This is a genomic window from Marinobacter sp. L-13, from assembly GCF_056857715.1.
This window is the reverse complement of record NZ_JBSXNQ010000028.1, coordinates 25,262-46,807: the sequence shown is the minus strand read 5'-3', so window position 1 is coordinate 46,807 and position 21,546 is coordinate 25,262. Positions and strand designations below refer to the sequence as shown.

Annotated in this window: 19 protein-coding genes; 12 read left to right on the top strand and 7 right to left on the bottom strand. The window is 57.4% G+C overall.

Annotated elements, in window-relative coordinates; translation table 11 throughout:
- The first annotated feature begins 617 nt into the window (after nt 1-617).
- The 5 genes from ltrA (at nt 618) to AC13DD_RS01520 (ending at nt 5,202) form a co-directional block, all read left to right on the top strand.
- On the top strand, nt 618-1,985 hold the full coding sequence (gene ltrA / locus AC13DD_RS01540) for a group II intron reverse transcriptase/maturase (RefSeq protein ID WP_053115127.1): 1,368 nt from the start codon (nt 618-620) through the stop codon (nt 1,983-1,985).
- 247 nt (nt 1,986-2,232) lie between these two features.
- A complete protein-coding gene (locus AC13DD_RS01535; protein ID WP_273068897.1) occupies nt 2,233-2,967 on the top strand; it encodes a TIGR04255 family protein in 735 nt (244 codons plus the stop codon).
- Nucleotides 2,964-3,470, top strand: coding sequence for a hypothetical protein (locus tag AC13DD_RS01530; RefSeq protein WP_273068895.1), 507 nt, complete (start codon nt 2,964-2,966; stop codon nt 3,468-3,470). Before AC13DD_RS01535 ends, AC13DD_RS01530 begins: the two co-directional genes overlap by 4 nt.
- 13 nt (nt 3,471-3,483) lie before the next feature.
- A complete protein-coding gene (locus AC13DD_RS01525) occupies nt 3,484-3,936 on the top strand; it encodes a hypothetical protein (protein WP_273068894.1) in 453 nt (150 codons plus the stop codon).
- 291 nt (nt 3,937-4,227) lie between these two features.
- Nucleotides 4,228-5,202 carry an MBL fold metallo-hydrolase gene (locus AC13DD_RS01520; RefSeq protein ID WP_286801775.1) on the top strand — a complete coding sequence of 325 codons (975 nt, stop codon included), beginning with the start codon at nt 4,228-4,230 and terminating at the stop codon, nt 5,200-5,202.
- 332 nt (nt 5,203-5,534) lie between these two features.
- Here AC13DD_RS01520 and AC13DD_RS01515 read toward each other — a convergent pair whose 3' ends face one another.
- Nucleotides 5,535-6,086, bottom strand: a complete 552-nt coding sequence (locus tag AC13DD_RS01515; RefSeq protein WP_273068892.1) for a substrate-binding periplasmic protein — start codon at nt 6,084-6,086, stop codon at nt 5,535-5,537.
- A gap of 261 nt (nt 6,087-6,347) precedes the next feature.
- Here AC13DD_RS01515 and AC13DD_RS01510 point away from each other — a divergent pair, with 261 nt between their 5' ends.
- The 3 genes from AC13DD_RS01510 to AC13DD_RS01500 all read left to right on the top strand — a co-directional run bounded on the left by AC13DD_RS01510 (nt 6,348) and on the right by AC13DD_RS01500 (nt 8,775).
- Entirely contained in the window at nt 6,348-6,944 is a 597-nt protein-coding gene (locus tag AC13DD_RS01510) for an exopolysaccharide biosynthesis protein (RefSeq protein WP_062786351.1), read from the top strand.
- Nucleotides 6,945-7,013: 69 nt separating this feature from the next.
- Nucleotides 7,014-7,670, top strand: a complete 657-nt coding sequence (locus AC13DD_RS01505; protein WP_008171094.1) for an SDR family oxidoreductase — start codon at nt 7,014-7,016, stop codon at nt 7,668-7,670.
- A gap of 217 nt (nt 7,671-7,887) precedes the next feature.
- The gene (locus AC13DD_RS01500; protein WP_008171092.1) at nt 7,888-8,775 is read left to right on the top strand and encodes a chemotaxis protein; all 888 of its coding nucleotides are present in this window, start codon (nt 7,888-7,890) and stop codon (nt 8,773-8,775) included.
- On the opposite strand, the gene AC13DD_RS01495 is transcribed toward AC13DD_RS01500, so the two are convergent.
- The 5 genes from AC13DD_RS01495 to mqo all read right to left on the bottom strand — a co-directional run bounded on the left by AC13DD_RS01495 (nt 8,772) and on the right by mqo (nt 16,352).
- Nucleotides 8,772-9,635, bottom strand: a complete 864-nt coding sequence (locus tag AC13DD_RS01495) for a hypothetical protein (protein ID WP_286801773.1) — start codon at nt 9,633-9,635, stop codon at nt 8,772-8,774. The two genes, AC13DD_RS01500 and AC13DD_RS01495, sit on opposite strands and share 4 nt — an antisense overlap.
- Nucleotides 9,636-9,682: 47 nt before the next feature.
- Nucleotides 9,683-11,353 carry an acetolactate synthase large subunit gene (locus AC13DD_RS01490; RefSeq protein ID WP_286801772.1) on the bottom strand — a complete coding sequence of 557 codons (1,671 nt, stop codon included), beginning with the start codon at nt 11,351-11,353 and terminating at the stop codon, nt 9,683-9,685.
- A 48-nt stretch (nt 11,354-11,401) separates the two neighbouring features.
- Complete coding sequence (locus AC13DD_RS01485) at nt 11,402-13,426, bottom strand: hypothetical protein (protein WP_273068881.1); 2,025 nt, start codon at nt 13,424-13,426, stop codon at nt 11,402-11,404.
- Nucleotides 13,427-13,481: 55 nt separating this feature from the next.
- A complete protein-coding gene (locus AC13DD_RS01480; RefSeq protein WP_482930749.1) occupies nt 13,482-14,714 on the bottom strand; it encodes an ATP-grasp domain-containing protein in 1,233 nt (410 codons plus the stop codon).
- 156 nt (nt 14,715-14,870) lie between these two features.
- Complete coding sequence (gene mqo, locus AC13DD_RS01475) at nt 14,871-16,352, bottom strand: malate dehydrogenase (quinone) (protein WP_339622476.1); 1,482 nt, start codon at nt 16,350-16,352, stop codon at nt 14,871-14,873.
- Nucleotides 16,353-16,676: 324 nt separating this feature from the next.
- Between mqo and nhaD the strand changes: the two genes are divergently transcribed.
- Both nhaD and AC13DD_RS01465 read left to right on the top strand, forming a co-directional pair.
- Nucleotides 16,677-17,927: a sodium:proton antiporter NhaD gene (nhaD, locus tag AC13DD_RS01470; RefSeq protein WP_273068877.1), complete on the top strand. Its 1,251-nt coding sequence runs from the start codon at nt 16,677-16,679 to the stop codon at nt 17,925-17,927.
- A 9-nt stretch (nt 17,928-17,936) separates the two neighbouring features.
- Nucleotides 17,937-18,920: a calcium/sodium antiporter gene (locus tag AC13DD_RS01465; RefSeq protein ID WP_273068875.1), complete on the top strand. Its 984-nt coding sequence runs from the start codon at nt 17,937-17,939 to the stop codon at nt 18,918-18,920.
- A gap of 25 nt (nt 18,921-18,945) precedes the next feature.
- Here AC13DD_RS01465 and AC13DD_RS01460 read toward each other — a convergent pair whose 3' ends face one another.
- Entirely contained in the window at nt 18,946-19,710 is a 765-nt protein-coding gene (locus tag AC13DD_RS01460; RefSeq protein ID WP_053113082.1) for a lysophospholipid acyltransferase family protein, read from the bottom strand.
- Nucleotides 19,711-19,924: 214 nt separating this feature from the next.
- On the opposite strand from AC13DD_RS01460, the gene sorT reads away from it, so the two are divergent.
- Both sorT and sorU read left to right on the top strand, forming a co-directional pair.
- Nucleotides 19,925-21,151 carry a SorT family sulfite dehydrogenase catalytic subunit gene (gene sorT / locus AC13DD_RS01455; RefSeq protein WP_273068873.1) on the top strand — a complete coding sequence of 409 codons (1,227 nt, stop codon included), beginning with the start codon at nt 19,925-19,927 and terminating at the stop codon, nt 21,149-21,151.
- A gap of 58 nt (nt 21,152-21,209) precedes the next feature.
- Complete coding sequence (gene sorU / locus AC13DD_RS01450) at nt 21,210-21,530, top strand: SorU family sulfite dehydrogenase c-type cytochrome subunit (protein ID WP_053113084.1); 321 nt, start codon at nt 21,210-21,212, stop codon at nt 21,528-21,530.
- Nucleotides 21,531-21,546 lie beyond the last annotated feature (16 nt).

Below are 21,546 nucleotides of genomic sequence, written 5' to 3'. Positions count from 1 at the left end.
TCGATGCAAAACTGGTGCTGGGCTCAGTCACCTCTGAAAGCATAAAGCTGATTGATGAGCTGCAGTCCGACATCAAGGGCTCAAAAGCGATTTACCTTACAGTTGGCCAGTCTTGGTATAAATTACATGGACGGCGAAGACCCGAATAACAATGGCGGCGAGGAACTTCGCGGAAGAGTCCAGTATGTCTTTTGATGGTTAACCAGAGGCGACGGCAGAACACTCTGCCCCTTTTTTTGTGCGCCCGGCAGGGGCGCACTCCTGGAGGTGCAAGTCCTCCCGTGAGCTGGCCACAGCGAACGAAGTGAAGCGCAACTGCGGAAGGGTGACCGACCGTGGGGAGGAAGCGTGGAGCGTAAACCGTGAGCCGATGAACAAGAATCGGATATGAGGCACTGCCAAGCAGGGCGAGCGGGCCAAAAGCCGCGAAGCTCTTGTGGCCAAGGCGAAGTGGTGTAAATCCGGCGGTTGTGCGGCGAAGGAGTGTGTTCTTACCCGGGGAGATCTCGCCTCATGCCTGAAAGGGCGACGTGGCAACACGGAGCGAGAAGTCAGCAGAGGCCATAGTAACCGCTAACACAGGGCGAAGGGCCGAACGAGAAGGAGCGTCAAACGCCTTGTCGATGAGCACTGTACGGCATCAGATGCCCGCGCCAGCGGGGCGGATCGCGCAACGGACAGGTGAAGCCTTGCCGAAGGCGATGAGCGATGAAGCAGGACTCCCGCGACAAGAACCGGAAGGCGCAGGGCGAAGCCTGCTTGAGCAGGCGTTCGCACGAGAGAATATGCAGCGGGCATGGAAGCGCGTGAAGGCCAACAAGGGAGCGGCAGGTGTGGACGGGTTGGACATTGCCCAAACCGCGGAACACCTGCGATGGGCGTGGCCTGAGCTTCGCCAGCACCTGCTGAGCGGCGCCTACCAACCACAGCCCGTCCGTCGGGTAGGCATCCCGAAGCCGGACGGCAGTGAGCGGGAACTGGGCATCCCCACCGTCACTGATCGTCTGATTCAACAGGCACTGTTGCAAGTGCTGCAACCTCTGATTGATCCCACCTTCAGCGAGCACAGCTACGGCTTCCGCCCGGGCCGTCGGGCCCACGACGCCGTGTTGGCTGCGCAGCGTTACGCCCAACAGGGCCGCCATATCGTGGTGGACGTCGACCTGTCGAAGTTCTTCGACCGGGTCAACCACGACATCCTGATCGACCGCCTGAAGAAACGCATAAACGACCCCGGCGTTATCCGGCTGGTTCGTGCGTACCTGAACGCGGGCATCATGGACGGTGGTGTGGTCATGGATCGGCACGAGGGCACGCCGCAAGGCGGGCCATTGTCGCCGTTGTTGGCCAACGTTCTGCTGGACGAGGTGGATAAAGTGCTGGAACGCCGGGGGCACTGCTTCGCCCGTTACGCCGATGACTGCAACGTCTACGTTCGCAGCCACAAGGCGGGAGAACGGGTCATGCAGTTACTCCGCCGCTGTTATGGAAAGTTGCGTCTGGTGATTAACGAAGCCAAGAGCGCGGTGACCAGCGTGTTCGGGCGCAAGTTCCTCGGCTATGCCCTGTGGCAAGGGAGGAACGCTGAGGTTCGACGCGCGGTATCCACCAGGGCGTTACAGGCGTTCAAGCTCCGGATCCGGCAACTGACCCGGGGATCAGGGGGTCGCAGTATTGAACAGGTGGTAGAGCAACTCCGCCGATACCTGCTCGGCTGGAAAGGGTACTTCAGGCTGGCGCAAACGCCACGCATCTGGCGATCACTGGATGAGTGGATACGTCGTCGTCTGAGAATGCTCCACCTCCGGCAGTGGCGGCGGGGTAAGACGATCTACCGGGAGCTGGTCCGGTTGGGTGCCAGTTCCTGGGTGGCTGAATCTGTGGCGGCTCTGAGTCGCCGCTGGTGGCACAACAGTCGCTCTGCCATCCACAATGTCCTGACGATTGCCTACTTCGACCGGTTGGGAGTGCCGAGACTCTCGTGAACCCTCAACGTCTCGAACCGCCCGGTGCGGACCCGCATGCCGGGTGGTGTGGGAGGGGTGGAGCCTCATGGCTCCCCCCTATCCCGATTATCTTGACTATAATCAGACAAGCCAAGTGCCAACCAACTGTCAACGTTGCTATAGAGGTCGCATTGACACTGACAGCTCACGGCACCATTATTCGAATACACTCACAGAAGTTATGTGAGGATCGGAATGACGACAGAAGGGAAATTGGATCGGCCATATGGCTCAATTTTACGAAAATGCCCCAATAGTTGAAGCCGTAATCGACTTACAAGTCGAAAACGAGAGCTTTTCAGAAGAAAGCTTCACAAAATTTTCCCGGTCGGTGAGTGGTAGATACGATAAAAAATCTCCGGTTAATGAAGCACAGTTCCAAATTAACGTTCCAAACGGTGACGTTAAGAGAGACTTCAAAAACATCGGATATAGATTTGTTTCAAATGAAGCAGACAGAGTAATTATAGTTAAGGGCAAAGGCTTTACTTTTAGCAACTTGCCCAAATATAAGGGGTGGTCAAAGTTTTCTGCCGAGGCAAAAAATCACTGGGCAAATTTTGTGAAATCCCTTGAACCGAATAAAATCCGAAGGATTGCCGTAAGATACATAAATAAAATAAACATTCCAGCCACATCAGGAGTGGAGTTAAAAGATTATTTTAATATATACCCCGAAATATCCGACGACATAAGCCCTTCGATAAACGGCGCTTATATGCAAGTGAAGATTCCGCAGCCGGATCTTGGGAAAAATTTTGCTTCGGTAATTAATTTGGCAACCGCAGAACCGGATGAGCCAGGGTTCGTAACAATAATCTTAGACATTGATGTTTTTGCTTTAGTCGAAATTGATCCTACTGACTCCAATTTGTGGGCAATGTTGGATCAACTTAGGGAAAAAAAGAATAAGCTATTTGAAGCATCAATCAAGGACTCGATAAGGGAGCTAATAAAATGATCGTCGCCAGTTTAGATAGTGCAACTCGCGTCTCAAACATGCCGGCTCTTTCCAAAATGGGCAGTCACACTCCGAACGCGGGTGAGATAGACGCGACTCACATTCTCAGAAAATACTATAACCAATTTGATAGTGGGAGCGTTTCTACTGCTGCGGTTAAAGCGAAAATAAGAGAACTGTCTAAACTGCCAGAAAATTGGGATGATCGCGGTAGTGCAAAGCCAAGCAAAGAGGCAATAAGTCAAGCCTTGTCAGCGCTCGAGGAATTTCATGCTGTAATTCGTAACACAAATCAAAGCTGGGCCGCTCCTCACATTTCAGCAACAGAAGATGGCGAAGTCACTATGGAATGGTGGTCCGATTCGCGAAAACTATCGATTTATATAGATGAGGCGAACGTCGACTTTATAAAAGTGTGGGGCAGCAACATAAATAATGAGATGGAAGATGGCGAAGTGCGTTGCGGCACTTTCTATGAGCTCTGGACTTGGTTAACTGCGTAAGGCTTTATCCTCAATGGCAGATGTCGTTGACAACAAGGAAGGTTTGTTCAGGGCGGTAAGAAATCGCCCTGGGCAGGATTATAAAGAGCAGCCAGACGGAACGCTCAAAGTCGCCTCCTCCGCATTCAACGATTCCAGTCTGCAACCCTCTGTGAACCGAGAAATTCTGAGGCCGGCGCCAATTGAAACCAAATTTAGCGAAGACGACGGAGTTGTCAGGTTGATCGCGGAAGACATCCGCGCAATCGACACAATTTCAATGGACGCTGACGGAAATGAAATCTACGTGATTGACGTCATTCACCGCCCCATCAGCGATACAGAAGAGCAGCCAGGTAATGATGCACATGCTCAAGTGGAGCATACCCCTGGCACAATGACGAAGAATAAGTTTAGGAAATTGAAAGAAGCTCTTGCCTTTCTTGCCAACCAAAAAGACTGGGTTATTAAACCCGGCAACCGTTAACCCCTCAACGGCAATCTAGTTCAATGCCAGATAAAATGACTGGGGCTAGGCCAACCGCCTCCTTAAGTTAATTAGGGGCCAAATGGGCATTCCTTATCACCATAGAAATAGTCGCATTGACCTGCGACATCGGGCTCAATCCCGCAGCCTCCACCAAACAACCAAAAGGCCTCGTCACCCGACGAGGCCTTTTTTGTGCCCGGCCAGAGTGGTCTAAACTGGTTCCCTCAACGAAGATTACCCCCACACCCAAACATTCATTCTGTTTACAAGACGGAAGAGGGATTACGTATGCCTACCATGCTGACTCGCATTACCGGCCTGACCGCCGGTGTTTTTTTTGCGGCCGCCGTCCAGGCGGAGGCCCCGATGGTAAAAGAGCAGGCTCCGGGCTATTACCGCACCATGCTCGGCAACTTCGAAATCACCGCCCTGTCCGATGGCACCGTCAAGCTGCCGGTGGACAAACTGTTGCTGAACACCACCGAAGAACACGTGCATAACACCCTGGCGGACAACTTCCTCTCTGCCCCACTCGACACGTCCGTTAACGGCTATCTGATCAACACCGGCAACCATCTGGTACTGGTGGACACCGGTGCTGGCAGCCTTTTTGGCCCGACTCTCGGAAAACTGGTTGAACATCTGAAAGCGTCCGGTTACGAGCCCGCAGATGTCGACGAGATCTACATCACGCACATGCATCCGGACCATGTTGGCGGTTTGGTATCTGACGGTGAGATTGTGTTCCCGCATGCCATTGTTCGCGCCAGCGTGGAGGACCAGAATTTCTGGCTGAACGAAGACAACCTGAAGGCCGCTGACGAAGGTTCGAAGGGCTTTTTCAAGGGCGCGATGGCCTCTTTGAACCCGTATGTCGAGTCCGGCCAGTTCAAGCCATTCGACAAAGACCGGGAGCTGGTGCCGGGTATCTCTGCAGTGTCCGCCAGCGGGCACACCCCGGGCCACAGCCTTTACAAGGTGGAAAGCGGGGACAACACGCTGATGCTTTGGGGCGACCTGATTCACGTGGCAGCGGTTCAGTTCCCGCAGCCGGACATTGCCATCCAGTTCGATGTGAACAGTGAACAGGCAGTGGAGTCTCGTGCACAGGCCTTTGCCGACGCTCAGGAAACCGGGTACTGGGTAGGCTCCGCCCACCTGTCTTTTCCCGGCCTGGGGCACCTGAAAAGCGCAGACCAGGGTTATGAGTTCATTCCTGCCAACTACCAGGGTGGTGTCGGCGCTACTGAAACTGGCGAGTGATGACCCAATCCTGAAGACGAAAAAGCCGGAGCAACCCTCCGGCTTTTTTCATTCGCTTTTGCCAGATTTGCTACCCCCGAAAGACCTGCCAAAGAACAAGCCTCTGGGTCATCTTCAGTTTCTGACAGCCCAGCGCCTGCATCCACGCAAACGTACCGATTTACGATAGCCGTGAAGGTGCCATCATCCAGCATCGACTGCAGCGCGCGATCAAAATCTGCCACAAATCCGGCTGTAACCGTGGCTTTGGAAAAAACAAAGTACGCGGGCTTATTGGACACGACCAGGGAGCTGGGAATAACCGTTCCGGTCAGCCCCAGTTCCTGAATCTCTTAGAGCCCGGTTAACTCACTCGCCACCACACCATCGACCCGATCCCGGGCCAGCATGAGCCATAGCGGCTCCCTGCGGGAGAGGTACTCGATGTTTTTGTCGTAGTCGGGATTCTGGATGAGGGCGCTGTATTCCTCGCTGTAGGACACATGAATCTGGGCACCAAGCCTGAAACCCGATTCCAGCAGCTGCCGCAAGCCATTCAGCTCGAACCTTGACTCGTCAGATCGCCGTATAAACAGGATATTGGGTGATACCAGACCGACCACGTCGGAGTAATGGGCATACTCCTCTCGCTCCGGAGTCCGGTAGGCGCCGGAGAGCATATCCACATGCCCATCACGCAACTCCCGGAGCGCCCTGGCCCATGGCATCTTCTGAAAGGAAAGCCCGCAATTCAGGCGCCCAATGGCCTCACGGACCAGGTCGGCATCAATGCCGACCACCTTACCCTCCTGAACCATGAAATACGGCGGATCATCGTCCCAGCGCAGGGTGATGTCGCAGTCGCCATAGCTTGGGGCGGAAAAACAGAGAATGAACGCGAGCACCAAAGCAGATCTGCGCAGGGCGGGCGTCAAAGAACGCGAGTGCAACAACTTTGAGAACGGCAACCCGTTGCTCTTGCCTGGATACATCTTTGATGCCGTCGAGGAAGGAAGGTCTAATTAATATAGACGAATTGATCAGGCACTCAATGCTCTGAGTAGCAACGCCCGGGCTAACTCCCTGTCATCTTGTGTTCATGCACTCGTTGCGCAATCAAGGTAGTGTCTGCAAAACCTGTTCAATAGGAGACCACGAGCACCACCATGAACCAGCCAGACGATCCGGCCAGCCTGACAGAACTTCTGGAACGCCTTCGCGCAAACACCGAGGGTCAGGTTCAGGTGTCTGTGGGCGATGTACTGGCAGCTGTTGGTGAACGTTCCTTCGGGCCGATGGTTTTGATCGCCGGCGTAATCACCCTGGCCCCGCTGATAGGTGATATTCCGGGAGTACCGACGCTGCTTGGTCTTATGGTGCTACTCACCCTGGGGCAACTGATTTTCCAGCGCCACTCGATCTGGATTCCCTCAAAGCTGGCGCGCCGGAACATCGAAAGAGAAAAGCTTGCCAGGGGGCTGGACTGGATGAACAAGCCCGCCCGGTTTGTGGATCGATGGACAAAACAAAGGCTGCTCTGGCTGGTTCGCGGGCCGGGGCAATACGTTATCGCCATCATCTGTATGGTTGTGGCCGCTGCCATGCCACTGATGGAGGTGATTCCATTCAGCGCCAACGGTGCCGGAATCGCCCTGATGGCGTTTGGCCTGGCCATCGTGGCGCGGGACGGTCTGCTTGCCCTGGTGGCAATCCTGGCGACCGGCGGCACCGCCTGGTTCATCCTGAATAACCTCCCCTGGTAGGCAGCACCTCCGGCAGGGATCGCCAGAGACCTGTGCTACTGTTGAGCCTCAGCCACAAGGAATACAAACATGACCATTCTTATCACGGGCGCCAATCGCGGCATCGGCAAGGGCCTGGCCGATGAATGGAGAGAGGCGGGCGAGCATGTCATCGGCACGGCCCGCAGCGAACCGGGCATGGAGGTGCTGGATGTCGCCGACCCCGCCAGCGTGACCGCGCTGGGCGAGCGCCTCGAAAACCAACCGATCTCAACCCTGGTCTGTAACGCCGGCATTCTGCTTGATCGCCATGAACAGCTGGAAGGCGGCTATCCGCCAGAACTCTGGGCGGAGCACTTCCAGGTCAATGTGACCGGCGTATTCCTCACCATACAGGCGCTGCTACCCAATCTCAGACTGGCATTGGCCGGGGTCGGCACCCCGAAAATCGCCATCATATCCAGCAAGCTTGGATCCCAGGCTTCTGCCGGTGGCGGCCGGTACATATATCGTGCCTCAAAAGCGGCGGCGCTCAATCTCGGGCGAAATCTGGCCGTGGACCTGCGTGAGCAGGGCATAGCCGTGGGCATCTACCACCCGGGCTGGGTGGCCACGGACATGGGCGGCAGCGACGCCGAGGTATCGGTTGAACAATCGGTTGATGGCCTCAGGCGGCAGATTGATAGCCTCACCCTCGCCGAAACCGGCTGCTTCAAGGCCTGGGACGGCAAGGACATGGCGTTCTGAGGGCACACTGGTATGGCAACACAAGGCCTCGCGCGGAGTGTTTCTGTCACCATTTGAAACAATCCTTCTGAATCCCGATTCACGGTAAAGCTGCTACTATCGCTACATACCTCAGGCTTATTGGCTTGGCAGCGTCCGCCCGCCAGACAGCCTGCTGAATCCAATTCTTGAAAAGCTCCTGCGGCAGGGGCTTTTGCGTTTGAAAGGACCCGGTTGTATGTCCAGCAAAGCGAAGCAGACCCAGAAACTTCTGCTGTTCCGGCTTTCCGGCGAGCGTCTGTTCGGGATCGGAACCCTGAAGATCCGGGAAATCCTGCCTTTCATGCGGCTGACGAAACTGCCCCACAGCCATCACGCCGTCATCGGCACGGCCACCTTCCGGGGTTCCGCCGTTCCGGTGATCGATATGGCTGCCGCGGTCGGCTATCCGCCGCTGACGCAGGAAGAACGGGAAAAAGCCTCGATTATTGTCACGGATATCCAGCGCCAGGAGATCGGTTTTCTGGTGCGCAGCGTGCAACAGATCATCGAGACTGACTGGAAATCGGTGATGCCGCCACCCAAAGCCCTGGGCAGCAAGGCGTTTATCACAGGGCTGCTGGACGTGGAGGGCGATATCATCCAGCTGCTGGATGTGGAATTGCTGTTGGCGAAGGTGTACCCGGAATCCCTGGACACCCAGGAGGTGGTTCTCACGGATGTGCAGAGTGAGACGCTCAAGTCCCTGAACATTCTGATGGTCGACGATTCCCAGGTGGCCCGTAAGCAACTCTCGGACGTGCTGGACAGCAAGGACATCCCCTACCAGGTGACGTCGAATGGTGATGACGCGCTGCAGATTCTGCTGCGCGACCATGAACTGGGCCGGCCCACGGACATTCTGGTCAGCGATATCGAGATGCCGGGGCTCGATGGGTACGAGCTGGCGTTCAATGTGCGGGACAATTCAGCGCTGAAGCAGCCTTACATCATCCTGCATACATCACTGAACAGTGAGATGAGCCTGAGCTATGCCAATCAGGTGGGCGCCAACGAAGCGCTGACGAAATTCGATGCCGAGGAGCTGCTTCAGGCCATGCTGCGAGGCGCCGAGCAGGCCCGCTAAAGCCTGAGCTGCTCGATAAATTCGTCCGCGTCAGCACGCATCTCAGCCAGCCTCTGCTGCCACTCTTCCCGGTGACGATTCAGCGTTTCCTCACTCAGGCGCGTGAAGCGTTCGCCGGTTTCGGCCACGGTGCGGCTGGCACTGGCGATCGATTCCATGGTGGGATCGTTCAGCTCATCGGCCTGGCGATCCAGATCCCGGGCAGCCTGCTCCAGAATCACCCGGTCTTCCTCCGGTGTCGGCTCACTGTCTTTCAGGGCGTCTTCCACCGAGCGCTCAAGCTCCCGCATGGCTTCCTGCAACTTCTTGCCGAACGCCTCCATGGCGCCCTCTGCCTCACGGCCGATTTCCTCGGAGTAGGCTTCCAGATCCCGCGCCAGCTGCTCCATCTGCTGCTCAAAGTCATCCGAAGACGACGAGAAACGGGCGCTGAGCTCGTCACCGAGCCGGCTGAGCTCGCCCATGATGCTGCTGAACGGGGAAGGATTAAGGATGGCCTCGCCAGTACGGTCGTAATCCACCAACCACTGATCCTGGAACCGTACGAGATAGGTGACCAGCTCCAGCCGCTCACCTTCGGTTCCGGCTTCGGCCGGCAGGCGGGTCACGATAGTGGCTTCGCGATCTTCAATGACGACCCGGCCGAAGGATGGCACGGCGTCGGTCCAGCTGCGCTTGTAACCATCGAACGCGGCGGATTCCGCCAGGGTGGAGTATTCCATCACGTCACCGGCGTCGTTCTCGGCCATGGCCTGCCAGAAGGCCGCCGCCACTTCCTGGGGTGTCTCGGGGTTGCTACAACCGGCGAGCAACGTCAGTGTCGCGACGGCCACCAGGCCGCGAAAAAAGGAACGGATCATTGCAGTGCTACCTCGGGCTCATCATCCATTGACGCATAATACACCCCTCAGAGTTTGCAGGTCAGTTCCGCCAGCTCCTCATCAAACACCCGTCTGTTTTCACTGTAATCCACGGGCACGTCCACCACATGAACACCGCCTTCAGCCAGGGCACCTTCCAGGGTCCGCCGCAGGTCCTCTGTGCGGGTCACGCGGTGACCCTTGGCGCCATAGGATTGGGCATAGGTGACAAAATCCGGGTTGCGATAATCCAGGCCGAAATCGCTGTAGCCTTCCTGGCCCTGCTTCCACTTGATCATGCCGTAGGCACTGTCGTTGATAATCAGCACCACTAGGTTGAGGTTCAGTCGAACCGCAGTTTCCAGCTCCTGGCTGTTCATCATGAAGCCACCATCGCCACAGATCGCCATCACTTTCAGATCCGGATACAACATGGAGGCCATCATGCCGCTGGGCAAGCCGGCGCCCATGGAGGCCAGGGCGTTGTCGAGCAGTACCGTATTGTTGTCGTAGGCGCGGTAATTGCGGGCAAACCAAAGTTTGTACATCCCGTTGTCGAGCGTGATGATCCCGTCGTCGGGCATTACCTGGCGCACATCATGAACAATGCGTTGGGGGATCACCGGGAAACGATCGTCTTCAGCCCGCTCCTGCAGGTGCGCATCCACCGCCTCCTTCACCTCCATCAGGCGGGTGAAATCATGGTTGGCGCACTGGCCACAGTTCTCGGCCATGTATTCCACACTGTTGGCAATGTCGCCGACAACTTCGTGCTGGGGGAAATACACCGGGTCCACGTCGGCCGCACTGAAGTTCACATGAATGACCTTCTTGCCGCCGGGGGTCATGAAGAAAGGTGGCTTTTCCACCACATCATGGCCCACGTTGATCACCAGGTCGGCGCGGTCGATTGCACAGTGAACGAAGTCCCCGGCCGACAGGGCAGCGTTGCCCAGGTAGCGCGGATGTCGCTCATCCACCACGCCCTTGCCCATCTGGGTGGTGAAGAACGGGATGCCGGTAACATTCACAAGATGCAGCAACGCCTGGGAAACCCGTTTCCGGTTGGCGCCGGCACCGATCATGATCAGCGGATGCCGGGCCTCGCGCAGCATTTCGCACGCCATCTCCAGGCTTTTCGGGCTGGCCGAGGGCCGCCGGGCGTCACTGGGTTTGAAGATATGGGTATCGGATTCGGGCGCCTCATCGGCGATGTCCTCCGGCAGCTCCAGATGCACGGCACCCGGACGCTCTTCAGAGGCCAGGCGGAAAGCTTCCCGAACCTTGGCAGGAATGGTGTTGGCATTGCTGATTTGCCGGGTGTACTTGGTGAGCGGACGCATCAGGTCCACCACATCCAGAATCTGGAATAGCCCCTGCTTGGAGGACTTGATGGGTTTCTGGCCCGAGATCATCATCATGGGCATACCGCCCAGCTGGGCGTAGGCGGCGGCAGTCACGAAGTTGGTGGCGCCGGGCCCGAGCGTGGAAAGGCAGACTCCCACGCGCCCCGTCAGGCGGCCGTAGGTGGCGGCCATGAACCCGGCAGCCTGTTCATGGCGGTTGAGGACCAGCTGAATACTGGAGGTCCTCAAAGCCTCAAGGAAGGCTAGATTCTCCTCACCGGGCACCGCGAAAATGTATTCAACGCCTTCGTTTTCCAGCGCCCGGATAAACAACTCGGCCCCATTACGGGCCGGGGTCTGTTCGTTGGCCATGGCCTTCCTCTTGATCTGTGGATTCCGGGTGATCGGCAGGTTCCGGGATCAATCGGTTATGGGCGGCTCCGCCTGCAAAGCATCCGCCGGCACGCGATCCAGACCCCAACTGCGATACACACCCTCTGTTACGCGCCGAAGGGCATCCTCGTTCACTTCCGCAGGCTCCCCCCGCTCCAGGGGATCGTAATGGAAGATGTACAGTCGCGATGTGAACTGTTCGAAAGGCAGCGACGACTCGCCAAAACGCTCTCCGTTGCCCGAGGTACTGACTTTGACTCCATCGCCCCAGTTCTGGCCGCTGTCGTTATTGGGATTGAAGAAATAAATCCGCATCTCACCTTCCGGGTCGAGCGCGGCCCGGAGAATGGTAATGGCGTGCCAGCCGATAAACCGGGCGGCACTATCGGTCACCGCAATACCCGCAGGCTGCGGGTGGATCAGCGGCTGATTGCCGTTGTAGTAGGGGTGATAGCTGGCATAGAAATGCCGGATAAAGCCTTCCAGATCATGCAGCTTGCCAGTGGCCACATCCACGTTAATGGCAAATCCGCGCCCGGCAGACCAGCCGTGGAACTCCGGGTTCACCCATTTGTGGGGATCGCCCTGGCGGCCGACGCACAACCGGCCCATCTCCACATAAATGCGGTCCAGATGCGGCACTACAACCAGGGAGACAGGATCCAGATCGAGGGTTACCTCGGACGCGACACCGCCGACACTGCGGGCCGACGACACCGGCTGGCCTTCAAAGTGAATGACGATCTCATTGTCTCGGGCAGCCCAGGCAACCATCTGCAAGAGATAATCCGGATCGTTATAGGCCCACATCGAGAGAGCACGGGCCGACTGGCAGGTAGGATTGTTGCCCTGCCCCACGCCCAAAGGCTGGCCCAACATGTTCAACACGCCCTGAATCAGCCAGGCATTGGGTTGCGGTTGGTAGCCATAGGCCAGTTCAAGTCGCTCCCGCGCATGGGGGCACAGAGAGAGCCGTGCCTGGCGCCACAGACCCGGCGCAACAGGAGGCTGGTAAAGAATACCCCGCTCCAGCAGCAGCGCCAGGCCGTAGATGCCCTGTGCCGTTTCCGGATAGATACCTTCTTTAATCAGGGTGTGGACCAGCTCCCGATAGCACATCAGGCAATCCCGGCCGGTACTGGACAGCCCCAGCGCCTCGCTCAGCAAGGTGTCCTGGTCCAACAGGATGAAACGTATGAACGAGGCATGGTAAGGCGAGACCAGGCCGGTATCGTGCATGGAACGCGCAAACCCGGTGGCCTCGTTCTGCAGGGCCTGGGCGTCCATGGTTTCCAGCCGCTGCTCGTAGACCACGGTTCCGGGGTCTTCACTGCAGGCCCGGGTGGGCCCATAGAGGCTGGAGATCAACCGGTCGGCACCGCGCCCGGCACTGCCCAGATCGGCCTGCGGATCGGCCCGGCAAAGGGCAATCTGGGTAATCATCTTGCGTACGTCCGATACCTGGATCGGTCGCTGTTCAAGGATCCGCCAGATCTCCTCGATCAGACTATCAATGACATGTTCGTAGCCGATGTGGTGGGCCACGTACTGCACAAGGTTCTGGCTGATCAGCGCGAGCTTGCCCTGCTCCCGCTCAGCCTCGCCGGTCATGCCAAACAGCAGGCCGAGGTTGATGGCAAGAACCTGGGTCAGATAGTGGTGGGCCTGTTCAGCCGACACCGAAGGGTGCAGATAGCTGCCCCGGGCGACGGCAAGCAGCCGCAATTCGCTGAAGGCCTCAATGACGACGGTATCGGCATTCTGGCTCTGCAGCGAATAGGTTGTCAGCGTGGGAAGGAGAATACCGGGTTCGGCCCAGTCGGTGCCGGCAAAGACACCCGCCAGTTCAAGGCGCTCAGCGCGCTCCTCGATGATCCGGCAGCCATCCGGCTGCAGCAGGACCCGGCGGGCAATATCCAGCACACGCGGCAGTTTGCCGGCCTTGGTAAAAGACCGGCTTTCTTCCAAAGCCTGAATGGCGTCATCCAGGCGTTGAGCCAGCTTGTCAACGTTTACAGCTGGCGCTGCGCTGCCCGATTGGTGATCGTTCAAACGATAATCCTCAGGGCCTGGCACCAAACCCGGTTGTTGTTAATGCTTCTCCTGATTATACATAGAAATCGAGGTCTTCCTGATGTTTCAGGAGGTCCCGCATGACATAGGGGTCTTCACCGAAGAAATACACCAGCCCCCAGTGGGTACCGAAAGCGGTACGCTTGGTGACCGTCTCTTCAAGCGGCGCAGTCAGCTCGTGAGACTCGAAATACTCGTGATTTTCGGTCTCCTCCGGAATTTCCAGCTTGCTGACAACCCGGCGGCGCGGATACACACCGAAACAACCGGCGTAACCCTTCGCATCCACCACCTCCTTCGGGAAGAAGGCCTTGATTTCCTCTTCCGTGGTCTTCGGGTCAAAGGCCAGGATCATGCCCTGATAGGCGTTGAAGCCATAGGCACGCTCAAGCAGCTCGAATACCTTGAAGCCCGGTGGGCGATAGGCCACCTCGCCAAAGTACATGGTCCGGTCGCTGGTCACGAAGTACTCCGGGTGGATAAACCCGAATTCGATATCGAAGGTCTTGATCAGCTTCTCGATTTCGCCGCGAATCTGGTCGCGATACTTTTCCAGGTCCGGTGTTGCGGGCACAAATACCGAATAGCCCAGAGTCACATACTCGGAAACGTTCAGGAAGGCGATCTTGCCATTGTGGATCCAGGCTTCTACCGCAAACTCCCAGCCGTCCAGGTGCGATTCCATCAGGACCGGAAACTCTTCTTCCGGAATGGTATCGACCTCGTCGGGAGTACGGATAACCCGGTGACCCAGGCACCCGGCCTTGTCAAACGCCTTGAGGTGGATCGGGTCATTGGGGTCGCCATCCAGCTTGAGCAGGGTCTGGTTTACCCGCTTGAGGAATCGGATAACGTCGCCCTTATCGTGGGCTTCCTCAAAAATACCCACCCGGATGCCACCAAGCTGGGCGCGGCGTTTCATCAGTGCCTTGTCACGCAACAGCATGGCTTGGCCAAACAGGCGCGGCTTGTCCATCAACACCGAGTTAATGGCACCCGCCCACTCGACAGTCTCCTCAAACAACGGAATGGCGACATCAACGCCCATCTCCTTGAGGGTCTGCGCAATTTCTACGGAGCGATCGTTCAGGCGCTCGAAATTCCAGGGCACATAGGGAATGTCATGCTCTTCGCAGTAGGCTTCCGCCCAATCCGGGGCCACGACAACATACCGACGATCAAACTTGTCGGCCGCTTCAACCGCATTCAGGCTCCAGCCCAACAGCGCGATATACCCTTTCTCAGGATTGTACTTTTGCTCACTCACAGGCTCTCTCCTTTCATAAGGGTTGCCTTATAACCCTACGCGGAAGCTGTAAAATCGCAAATTTCGCGGCCTTCTGAAACGAGAAAAGCACCGCGATCACCGGCGTAAAATCCAGCAGTCGCAGTGCCTTTCGGTTTTTTAGAACGTTTAGGAATATCAGCCCAATTTGAGGGTCGACAGGGTCCGCTCGCGGACTTTCGTCAGCAACGCTTCGTCCTCAACGAGGGACTGGCCGTACGACGGCACCAGCTCTTTCATGCGCTCCTGCCACTGCGGAGTCTTGATCTTCTCCGGGAAGCAACGCTCGATAACGTTGATCATGGCATTGGCGGCAGTGGATGCGCCCGGGGAAGCGCCCAGCAGCGCTGCCAGGGTTCCGTCCTTGGCGGCCACGATTTCAGTGCCGAACTCGAGCTTGCCACCGCCACCATCAACCTGCTTGATAATCTGCACACGCTGGCCGGCCATACGCAGCTGCCAGTCCTCTTCCATGGCATCCGGGAAGAAGTTGCGCAGCGATGCCACCCGGTCACTGTGGGACTGGAACACTTCCCCGATCAGGTAGCGGGTCAGGTCCATGTTGCTCTTGCTCACCGAGAGCATCGGCTTCAGGTTGGTGGATTTCACCGAACCCAACAGGTCGAAGATAGAGCCTTTCTTGAGGAAGCGGGTAGTGAAACCGGCAAACGGACCGAACAGCAGGGCCGGCTCGCCATTGATAATCCTGGTGTCCAGGTGTGGCACCGACATGGGCGGCGCCCCGATCGGCGCCTTGCCGTAGACCTTGGAATTGTGTTGCTCAACAATGTCCGGCTTGCCACACACCAGCCACTGACCGCTGACAGGGAAGCCGCCGTAGCCCCGGGCTTCCTCGATACCGGATTTCTGCAGCAGCGGCAGCGCGCCACCGCCAGCCCCAAGGAACACAAAGCCGGTCTCGAGCTTGGTCAGCTCGCCGGTTTTCTGGTTCTTGACCCGGATCTTCCAGCGGCCATTGTCCCGCTGATCGATATAGTGAACCGGAGAGCTGAGCATCAGCTCGAAATTCGGCTGGGTTTCCAGCCACTTCACCATGCTGCGGGTGAGAGAACCGAAATCCACATCCGACCCGTGCTTGATCCGGGTAGCGGCAACCCGCTGCATCGGGTCCCGGTTATTGACGATCAGGGGCATCCACTCTTCGAGATCCTTCGGGGACTCGGTGTATTCCATTTCGCGGAACAGATGGTGAGCGCTCAAACGCTCATGACGGCGCTTGAGGAAGGCTACATCTTTCTCACCCCAGACAAAGCTCTGGTGCGGCGTGCGGTTAATAAAGGTGGATGGCTCTGGCAGGATGCCCTGCTCCACCAGGTAAGACCAGAGCTGCAGGGACACCTCAAACTGGGCGTTGATCTGCAGGGCCCGATCAATGGTCACATCGCCATCGTCGGTTTCGGGCGTATAGTTGAGCTCACAGTAACCGGCATGCCCGGTACCTGCGTTGTTCCATCCGTCTGTGCTCTCATGGGCAACGTGGTCGAGACGCTCCACCATGACGATGTCCAGGGACGGATCAAGCTGCCTGAGCATCATGCCGAGAGTGGCGCTCATGACGCCACCGCCGACCAGCACTACGTCTGCCTGTCTAACGGCCATTGGTTTTCACCCTAGCTAGTGTTGAGCTTTTTTGCCCCCTCACGATCAGCAAGGAGGCCTGTCGGAAGCCGGTCGGGCGCGAGGTAAGCGGCGCCGCCGTCTGCTTCCGGTCTGAATGTGCGCGCAATTATCGCGATTTTTACCGAGATAATAAATTGCGATTGTCAATCGTTGCGTCTTTCTCAGGCCCCCGACAATGCTCAGAGCCTGTATATGCACGTACGAACAGTGGTTTGCTCTGGGTCAACGGTCTAAAATCCGCCCGCATGATCTGCCAGGCCGGCTCCGGCCTCTACTCTGATAAACCAGGACGGGATCTCCCCAATGTCTGCCCTTGATACGTTTCTGATTGTTCTCGCGGTTCTGGCGCTACTGGGCGTCATATTTGAAGAGGTCATCCACATCAACAAGGCCAAGGTAACGCTGTTCTTTGGCACCATGAGCTGGATGCTGCTGTTCCTGTTCAGTGATAACGCTGCTGAAACTTCTGCCATTTCCGCCGGCCTGTCCGAAAGCATTGCCGAAATCGCGGGACTGTGGCTGTTTCTGGTCGCAGCCATGACATTTGTCGCTTACCTGAACAAGAAGGGTATGATCGAAAACGTCATTTACCTGATCATGCCGAAACAGGTGAGCGAACGGCGACTTCTGTTCCTGACCGGTCTTTTTTGTTTCATTTTCTCTTCTCTCGCAGACAATATCACCGCCACTTTAGTCTCATGCTCGCTGATTCTGTCGCTGGATCTGGAGCTGAAAAAACGCATCCAGTTCATCACGCTCGTTGTCTTTGCAGTCAACTCAGGAGGCGTTTCCCTGATCACCGGCGACGTCACTACCTTGATGATTTTCCTCGCGGAAAAGGTGGAAATACTGACTCTTCTGACCCTGGCGATCCCGGCCTCGATTACGGTTTTCATCCTTGCCGTCTTCCTCTCACGGGCACTGACAGGCACGGTGACACTTCGTTCCAATACCACCCCGGTTCGGCGGGTGGATGCGGTCATCAGCGGCCTGTTTTTGTTAACAATCCTGAGCACCATTGCCGGCAATGCCCTGTTCGGAATTCCGCCGGTTCTGACCTTTCTGTTCGGCCTGTCCATCATGTTTCTGGTATCGCGCTTCATGAGCGACGACTCTGACCTGGACCCGATTCTGGAATACATCCGAATCATCGAATTCGAGACCCTGCTGTTCTTCCTGGGCATTCTGCTGCTGGTGGGCATGCTCAAGGAGATTCACGCACTGGACTCGCTGGTGGCCATTTACGATATCCTGCCGCCGCTCTACGCCAATTACCTGATGGGAATCTTCTCGGCCGTGATCGATAACGTGCCGCTGACAGCAGCACTGCTGAAGGCCGGTATCGATATGAGTCCCGGTGAATGGATGGGCCTGACCTACGCCGTGGGCGTGGGTGGATCGCTTCTGGTGATCGGTTCAGCCGCCGGCATCGTGGCAATGAGCAAGATCCCGGGGCTGACCTTTGTGGCCTATTTGCGGTATCTTGCACACCTCCTGGCAGCCTATACCCTGGGCTACGCCGGCGTTTTCATGCTCGGACGTTTCATCAACTGAGGTCTATCTATGCTAATGGCATTTGGCGCTATCATCGCCGGCCTGGTACTGCTGGTCTGGAGTGCCGACAAGTTTGTGGAGGGCGCCGCGGCGACCGCCAAACACCTGGGGATGCCGACCCTGCTGATCGGCATGGTGATCATCGGTTTCGGCACCTCGGCACCGGAGCTGGCCGTCTCTGCCATGGCCGCGTCCGATGGCAACCCCGGCCTGGCCCTGGGTAATGGCTATGGCTCCAACATTACCAATATTGCGCTCATTGTCGGCCTGACAGCCGTCATCGCGCCTATCGCAGTGCACTCCCAGGTGATCCGTAAAGAGCTGCCGCTGCTGATCGTACTCACCCTCATTGCCGGTGCCCAACTGCTCGATGGGCAACTCTCGCGCATGGATGGCTGGGTGTTACTGGCGGTCTTCGCGGTGGTTATGGGCTGGTCCATCTATCAGGGCATGAGAGGCAAGGCGGACCCCCTGGCCGGCGATGCCGATGCCGAGATCATCGCCCATCCCATGCCCCTTAAAACCGCTGTCATCTGGCTGGTAATTGGCCTGGTACTGCTGATCGTCAGCTCCCGGATGCTGGTCTGGGGTGCCGTGACGATTGCCCAGAGCCTTGGAGTCAGCGATCTGGTGATCGGTCTCACCATCGTTGCCATCGGCACTTCCCTGCCCGAACTCGCCTCGGCTCTGGCCGCGGTCAAAAAGAACGAACACGACCTGATCCTGGGCAATATTCTGGGGTCGGGCATTTTCAACACCCTCGCCGTGGTGGGTCTCGCGGCTGTTATCGAACCCCTCGCGGTGGACCCGGAAGTGCTCTACCGTGACTGGACGCTGATGCTGGCGCTCACGGTGGGTCTGTTCCTGATGGGTTACGGGCTTACCGGATGGCGAAAACTGGTGAGCCGTGTGGATGGTGGCATCCTGGTGCTGGTGTACGTGGCCTATACCGGCTATCTGCTCTCCACGGTGGTGGCTGCCGGTACGGCCTGATCTGCGTGCCGATGTGAGGCCAGCGCTAACCGGCTTCACCGTCTCCCAACAGCTCCGTCAGCCTTGCGCGCACCTCGGTCATGACTTCGTCCAGGTCGGCTTTGGTCTTACCGGCCGTATCCAGCGGTTCTCCTACCCTCACATCCACCGGCTGCCCGAGGTTGATCTGCCAGGTGCGGGCCGGTAAAACACGGTGGATACCCCGCACGGCCACCGGCACGATCACCGCCTCAGTATCCAGCGCCAGGTGAAAACAGCCTTTCTTGAAAGGCAGAAGTTTTCCGTCCGGCGAGCGGGTTCCCTCGGGCGCGGCCCAGAGCACGATTCCACTTTCCATCATCGCCCGCGCCTTCTCCAGATCCCTGACTGCACGTTGCCGATTGGAGCGGTCTACTGAGGGGAATTCCGCTGCACGCATGGCCCGCCCCAGCAGCGGGATACTGAACAGCTCCTTTTTTGCCAGCATACGGATCGATCCCGGCAACGATACGAAGGTGACCGGAATATCATAGTGGCTGGCATGAGTGCACATGATGATGTACCGGCGCCCGTCGCCGAAATCAGGCACTTGCCCGCGTACGGTGAGGCTGGCACGAACCAATCGTAACAGCGAGGCCGACCACTCGCGGCAGTATTTGTCGACGATGGGCCGGTTCAACCTCCCGAACAGCGCCCTCAGCAAAACCAACAGGGAAAAGAGTGCTGTCAATCCGACACTGCCCAGAACCACACCCGCCCGCCGAAGAAGCGTTGCTGACTCCGTTAGCGGATTCATCTTCAATCGAATCATCTCAGCTACCCTTCTCTGTTTCCCGGGTTCGTTCGCGGCCTCGTTGCTGCGCGTTCGATAGGGGGCGAATTATAGCGACTGAAAAACCCGTTGAATAACACACAAAAGTATTGATTAATTTTTAACCATTACCTATAAGATATAAGGATATAACCGCGAAGAATTGAAAAAGCAGTCCCACCGTCCGACGACAACCCTAAGAAGGAGACGGATAATGAAGCAGGAATCAGCGCTGATGCGCGGCCCGAATGACCCGGGCCTTCAGAACCCCTCCCGCCGCACCCTGCTACTTGGCAGTGCCGGCGCCATGGCCGCGGTAAGCGTGCTGGGATTTACGCCCCTTGCCAAAGCCGATGAACCAAAATCACTCCCGGATTACGCCGCCTGGAAAGAACGCAACGCCCTGATTGTTCACAGCGCAAACACGATGGAAACCCAACGGGGGGCAATCGGCAATGGCGTTATCACCTCAAGTGACCGCTTGTTCGTTCGTAATAACCTGCCCGCGCCACCAGCCTCGGTAACCGATAACCCGGATGCCTGGGAGGTGCGAATCGAGGGCGTGAAAAATCCCCGAAACCTGACGGTCGGCGACCTGAAACAGATGGGGGTTACCACCGTTGCCTCCGTATTACAGTGTTCCGGTAACGGTCGCGCCTTCTTCCCCCATGGCGCGAGTGGTACCCAATGGTCTGTTGGCGCTGCGGGCTGCATCATGTGGACCGGTGTACCGCTGAAAGATGTTGTGGAGGCTCTTGGCGGCCCTGTTGACGGTACCCGGTACATCACCAGCACCGGCGGCGAGACACTTCCCGACGGCCTGGACCCGAAAACGATTATCGTGGAACGTTCCGTTCCCACCCGTGCCATGGAAACCGCATTGCTGGCCTGGGAAATGAATGACGAGCCTCTGACCCACACTCACGGTGGCCCGCTAAGAATGGTTGTGCCGGGTTACTACGGCGTGAACAACGTGAAGTACGTCAAGAACGTTGCCTTCACCGAAAACCAGACGGACGCCAAGATCCAGGCTTCAGGCTACCGGGTTCGTGATGTCGGCGTGAAAGGCGCCCCGGATCAGCCTTCCATGTGGGAAATGAACGTCAAATCCTGGGTAACATCGCCTCTGGAAAGCGGTCAGAACGGTCGCAATATGATCTATGGCGTCGCTTTCGGTGGCACTGTTCCGCTCGAAAAAGTCGACGTTTCAGTGGATGGTGGTAAAACCTGGAAACAGGCTCGTTTCCTGGGACCGGACCTTGGCCCCTATGCCTGGAGGCCGTTTGTCCTGGCAGCGGATCTAGCGGCCGGAGAGCACCGGATTGTCAGCCGGGCGACCGACGTGCAGGGCAACACCCAACCTGAGGGTCGGACCGAGAATGAACGTGGCTACGGTCACAATGGCTGGAGCGACCACGGAGTCACGGTTGCCATCAGTTGATCATTGGCGGAGCCGACCCGGGATTACGGCGGCTCCGACCTATCCGGAAAGCAATGATATGAGAAAAACTGCAGTACTGGGCGCCATAGCTCTGATCGGACTGTCGCCCCTGACGATGGCCAGCGACTTTGACAAGGGGAAACAGGTATTCACTCAGGAGGCTCAACCTTCCTGCACCATATGCCACACCCTGGCGGACGCCGGTTCGGCTGGTGCCATCGGCCCGGATCTCGATGAACTCAAACCCACAATGGAACAGGTGGTCAATGCCGTAACTAGCGGGGTGGGTGTCATGCCGGCGTTCAACGAGTCGCTGTCTGAGGAACAGATAAATGCGGTAGCACACTACGTGGCGACTGTGACAGGCGGCAATAAATAGAATCGGGGGCCCTGCG

Coding starts and splice junctions, on each gene's coding strand:
- AC13DD_RS01530 (WP_273068895.1), top strand. CDS start 2,964: ATGATCGTCGCCAGTTTAGATAGTGCAACTCGCGTCTCAAACATGCCG.
- sorU (WP_053113084.1), top strand. CDS start 21,210: ATGAGAAAAACTGCAGTACTGGGCGCCATAGCTCTGATCGGACTGTCG.
- AC13DD_RS01505 (WP_008171094.1), top strand. CDS start 7,014: ATGACCATTCTTATCACGGGCGCCAATCGCGGCATCGGCAAGGGCCTG.
- AC13DD_RS01490 (WP_286801772.1), bottom strand. CDS start 11,353: ATGGCCAACGAACAGACCCCGGCCCGTAATGGGGCCGAGTTGTTTATC.
- sorT (WP_273068873.1), top strand. CDS start 19,925: ATGAAGCAGGAATCAGCGCTGATGCGCGGCCCGAATGACCCGGGCCTT.
- AC13DD_RS01525 (WP_273068894.1), top strand. CDS start 3,484: ATGGCAGATGTCGTTGACAACAAGGAAGGTTTGTTCAGGGCGGTAAGA.
- AC13DD_RS01460 (WP_053113082.1), bottom strand. CDS start 19,710: ATGATTCGATTGAAGATGAATCCGCTAACGGAGTCAGCAACGCTTCTT.
- AC13DD_RS01495 (WP_286801773.1), bottom strand. CDS start 9,635: ATGATCCGTTCCTTTTTTCGCGGCCTGGTGGCCGTCGCGACACTGACG.
- AC13DD_RS01535 (WP_273068897.1), top strand. CDS start 2,233: ATGGCTCAATTTTACGAAAATGCCCCAATAGTTGAAGCCGTAATCGAC.
- AC13DD_RS01510 (WP_062786351.1), top strand. CDS start 6,348: ATGAACCAGCCAGACGATCCGGCCAGCCTGACAGAACTTCTGGAACGC.
- AC13DD_RS01520 (WP_286801775.1), top strand. CDS start 4,228: ATGCCTACCATGCTGACTCGCATTACCGGCCTGACCGCCGGTGTTTTT.
- mqo (WP_339622476.1), bottom strand. CDS start 16,352: ATGGCCGTTAGACAGGCAGACGTAGTGCTGGTCGGCGGTGGCGTCATG.
- AC13DD_RS01465 (WP_273068875.1), top strand. CDS start 17,937: ATGCTAATGGCATTTGGCGCTATCATCGCCGGCCTGGTACTGCTGGTC.
- nhaD (WP_273068877.1), top strand. CDS start 16,677: ATGTCTGCCCTTGATACGTTTCTGATTGTTCTCGCGGTTCTGGCGCTA.
- AC13DD_RS01500 (WP_008171092.1), top strand. CDS start 7,888: ATGTCCAGCAAAGCGAAGCAGACCCAGAAACTTCTGCTGTTCCGGCTT.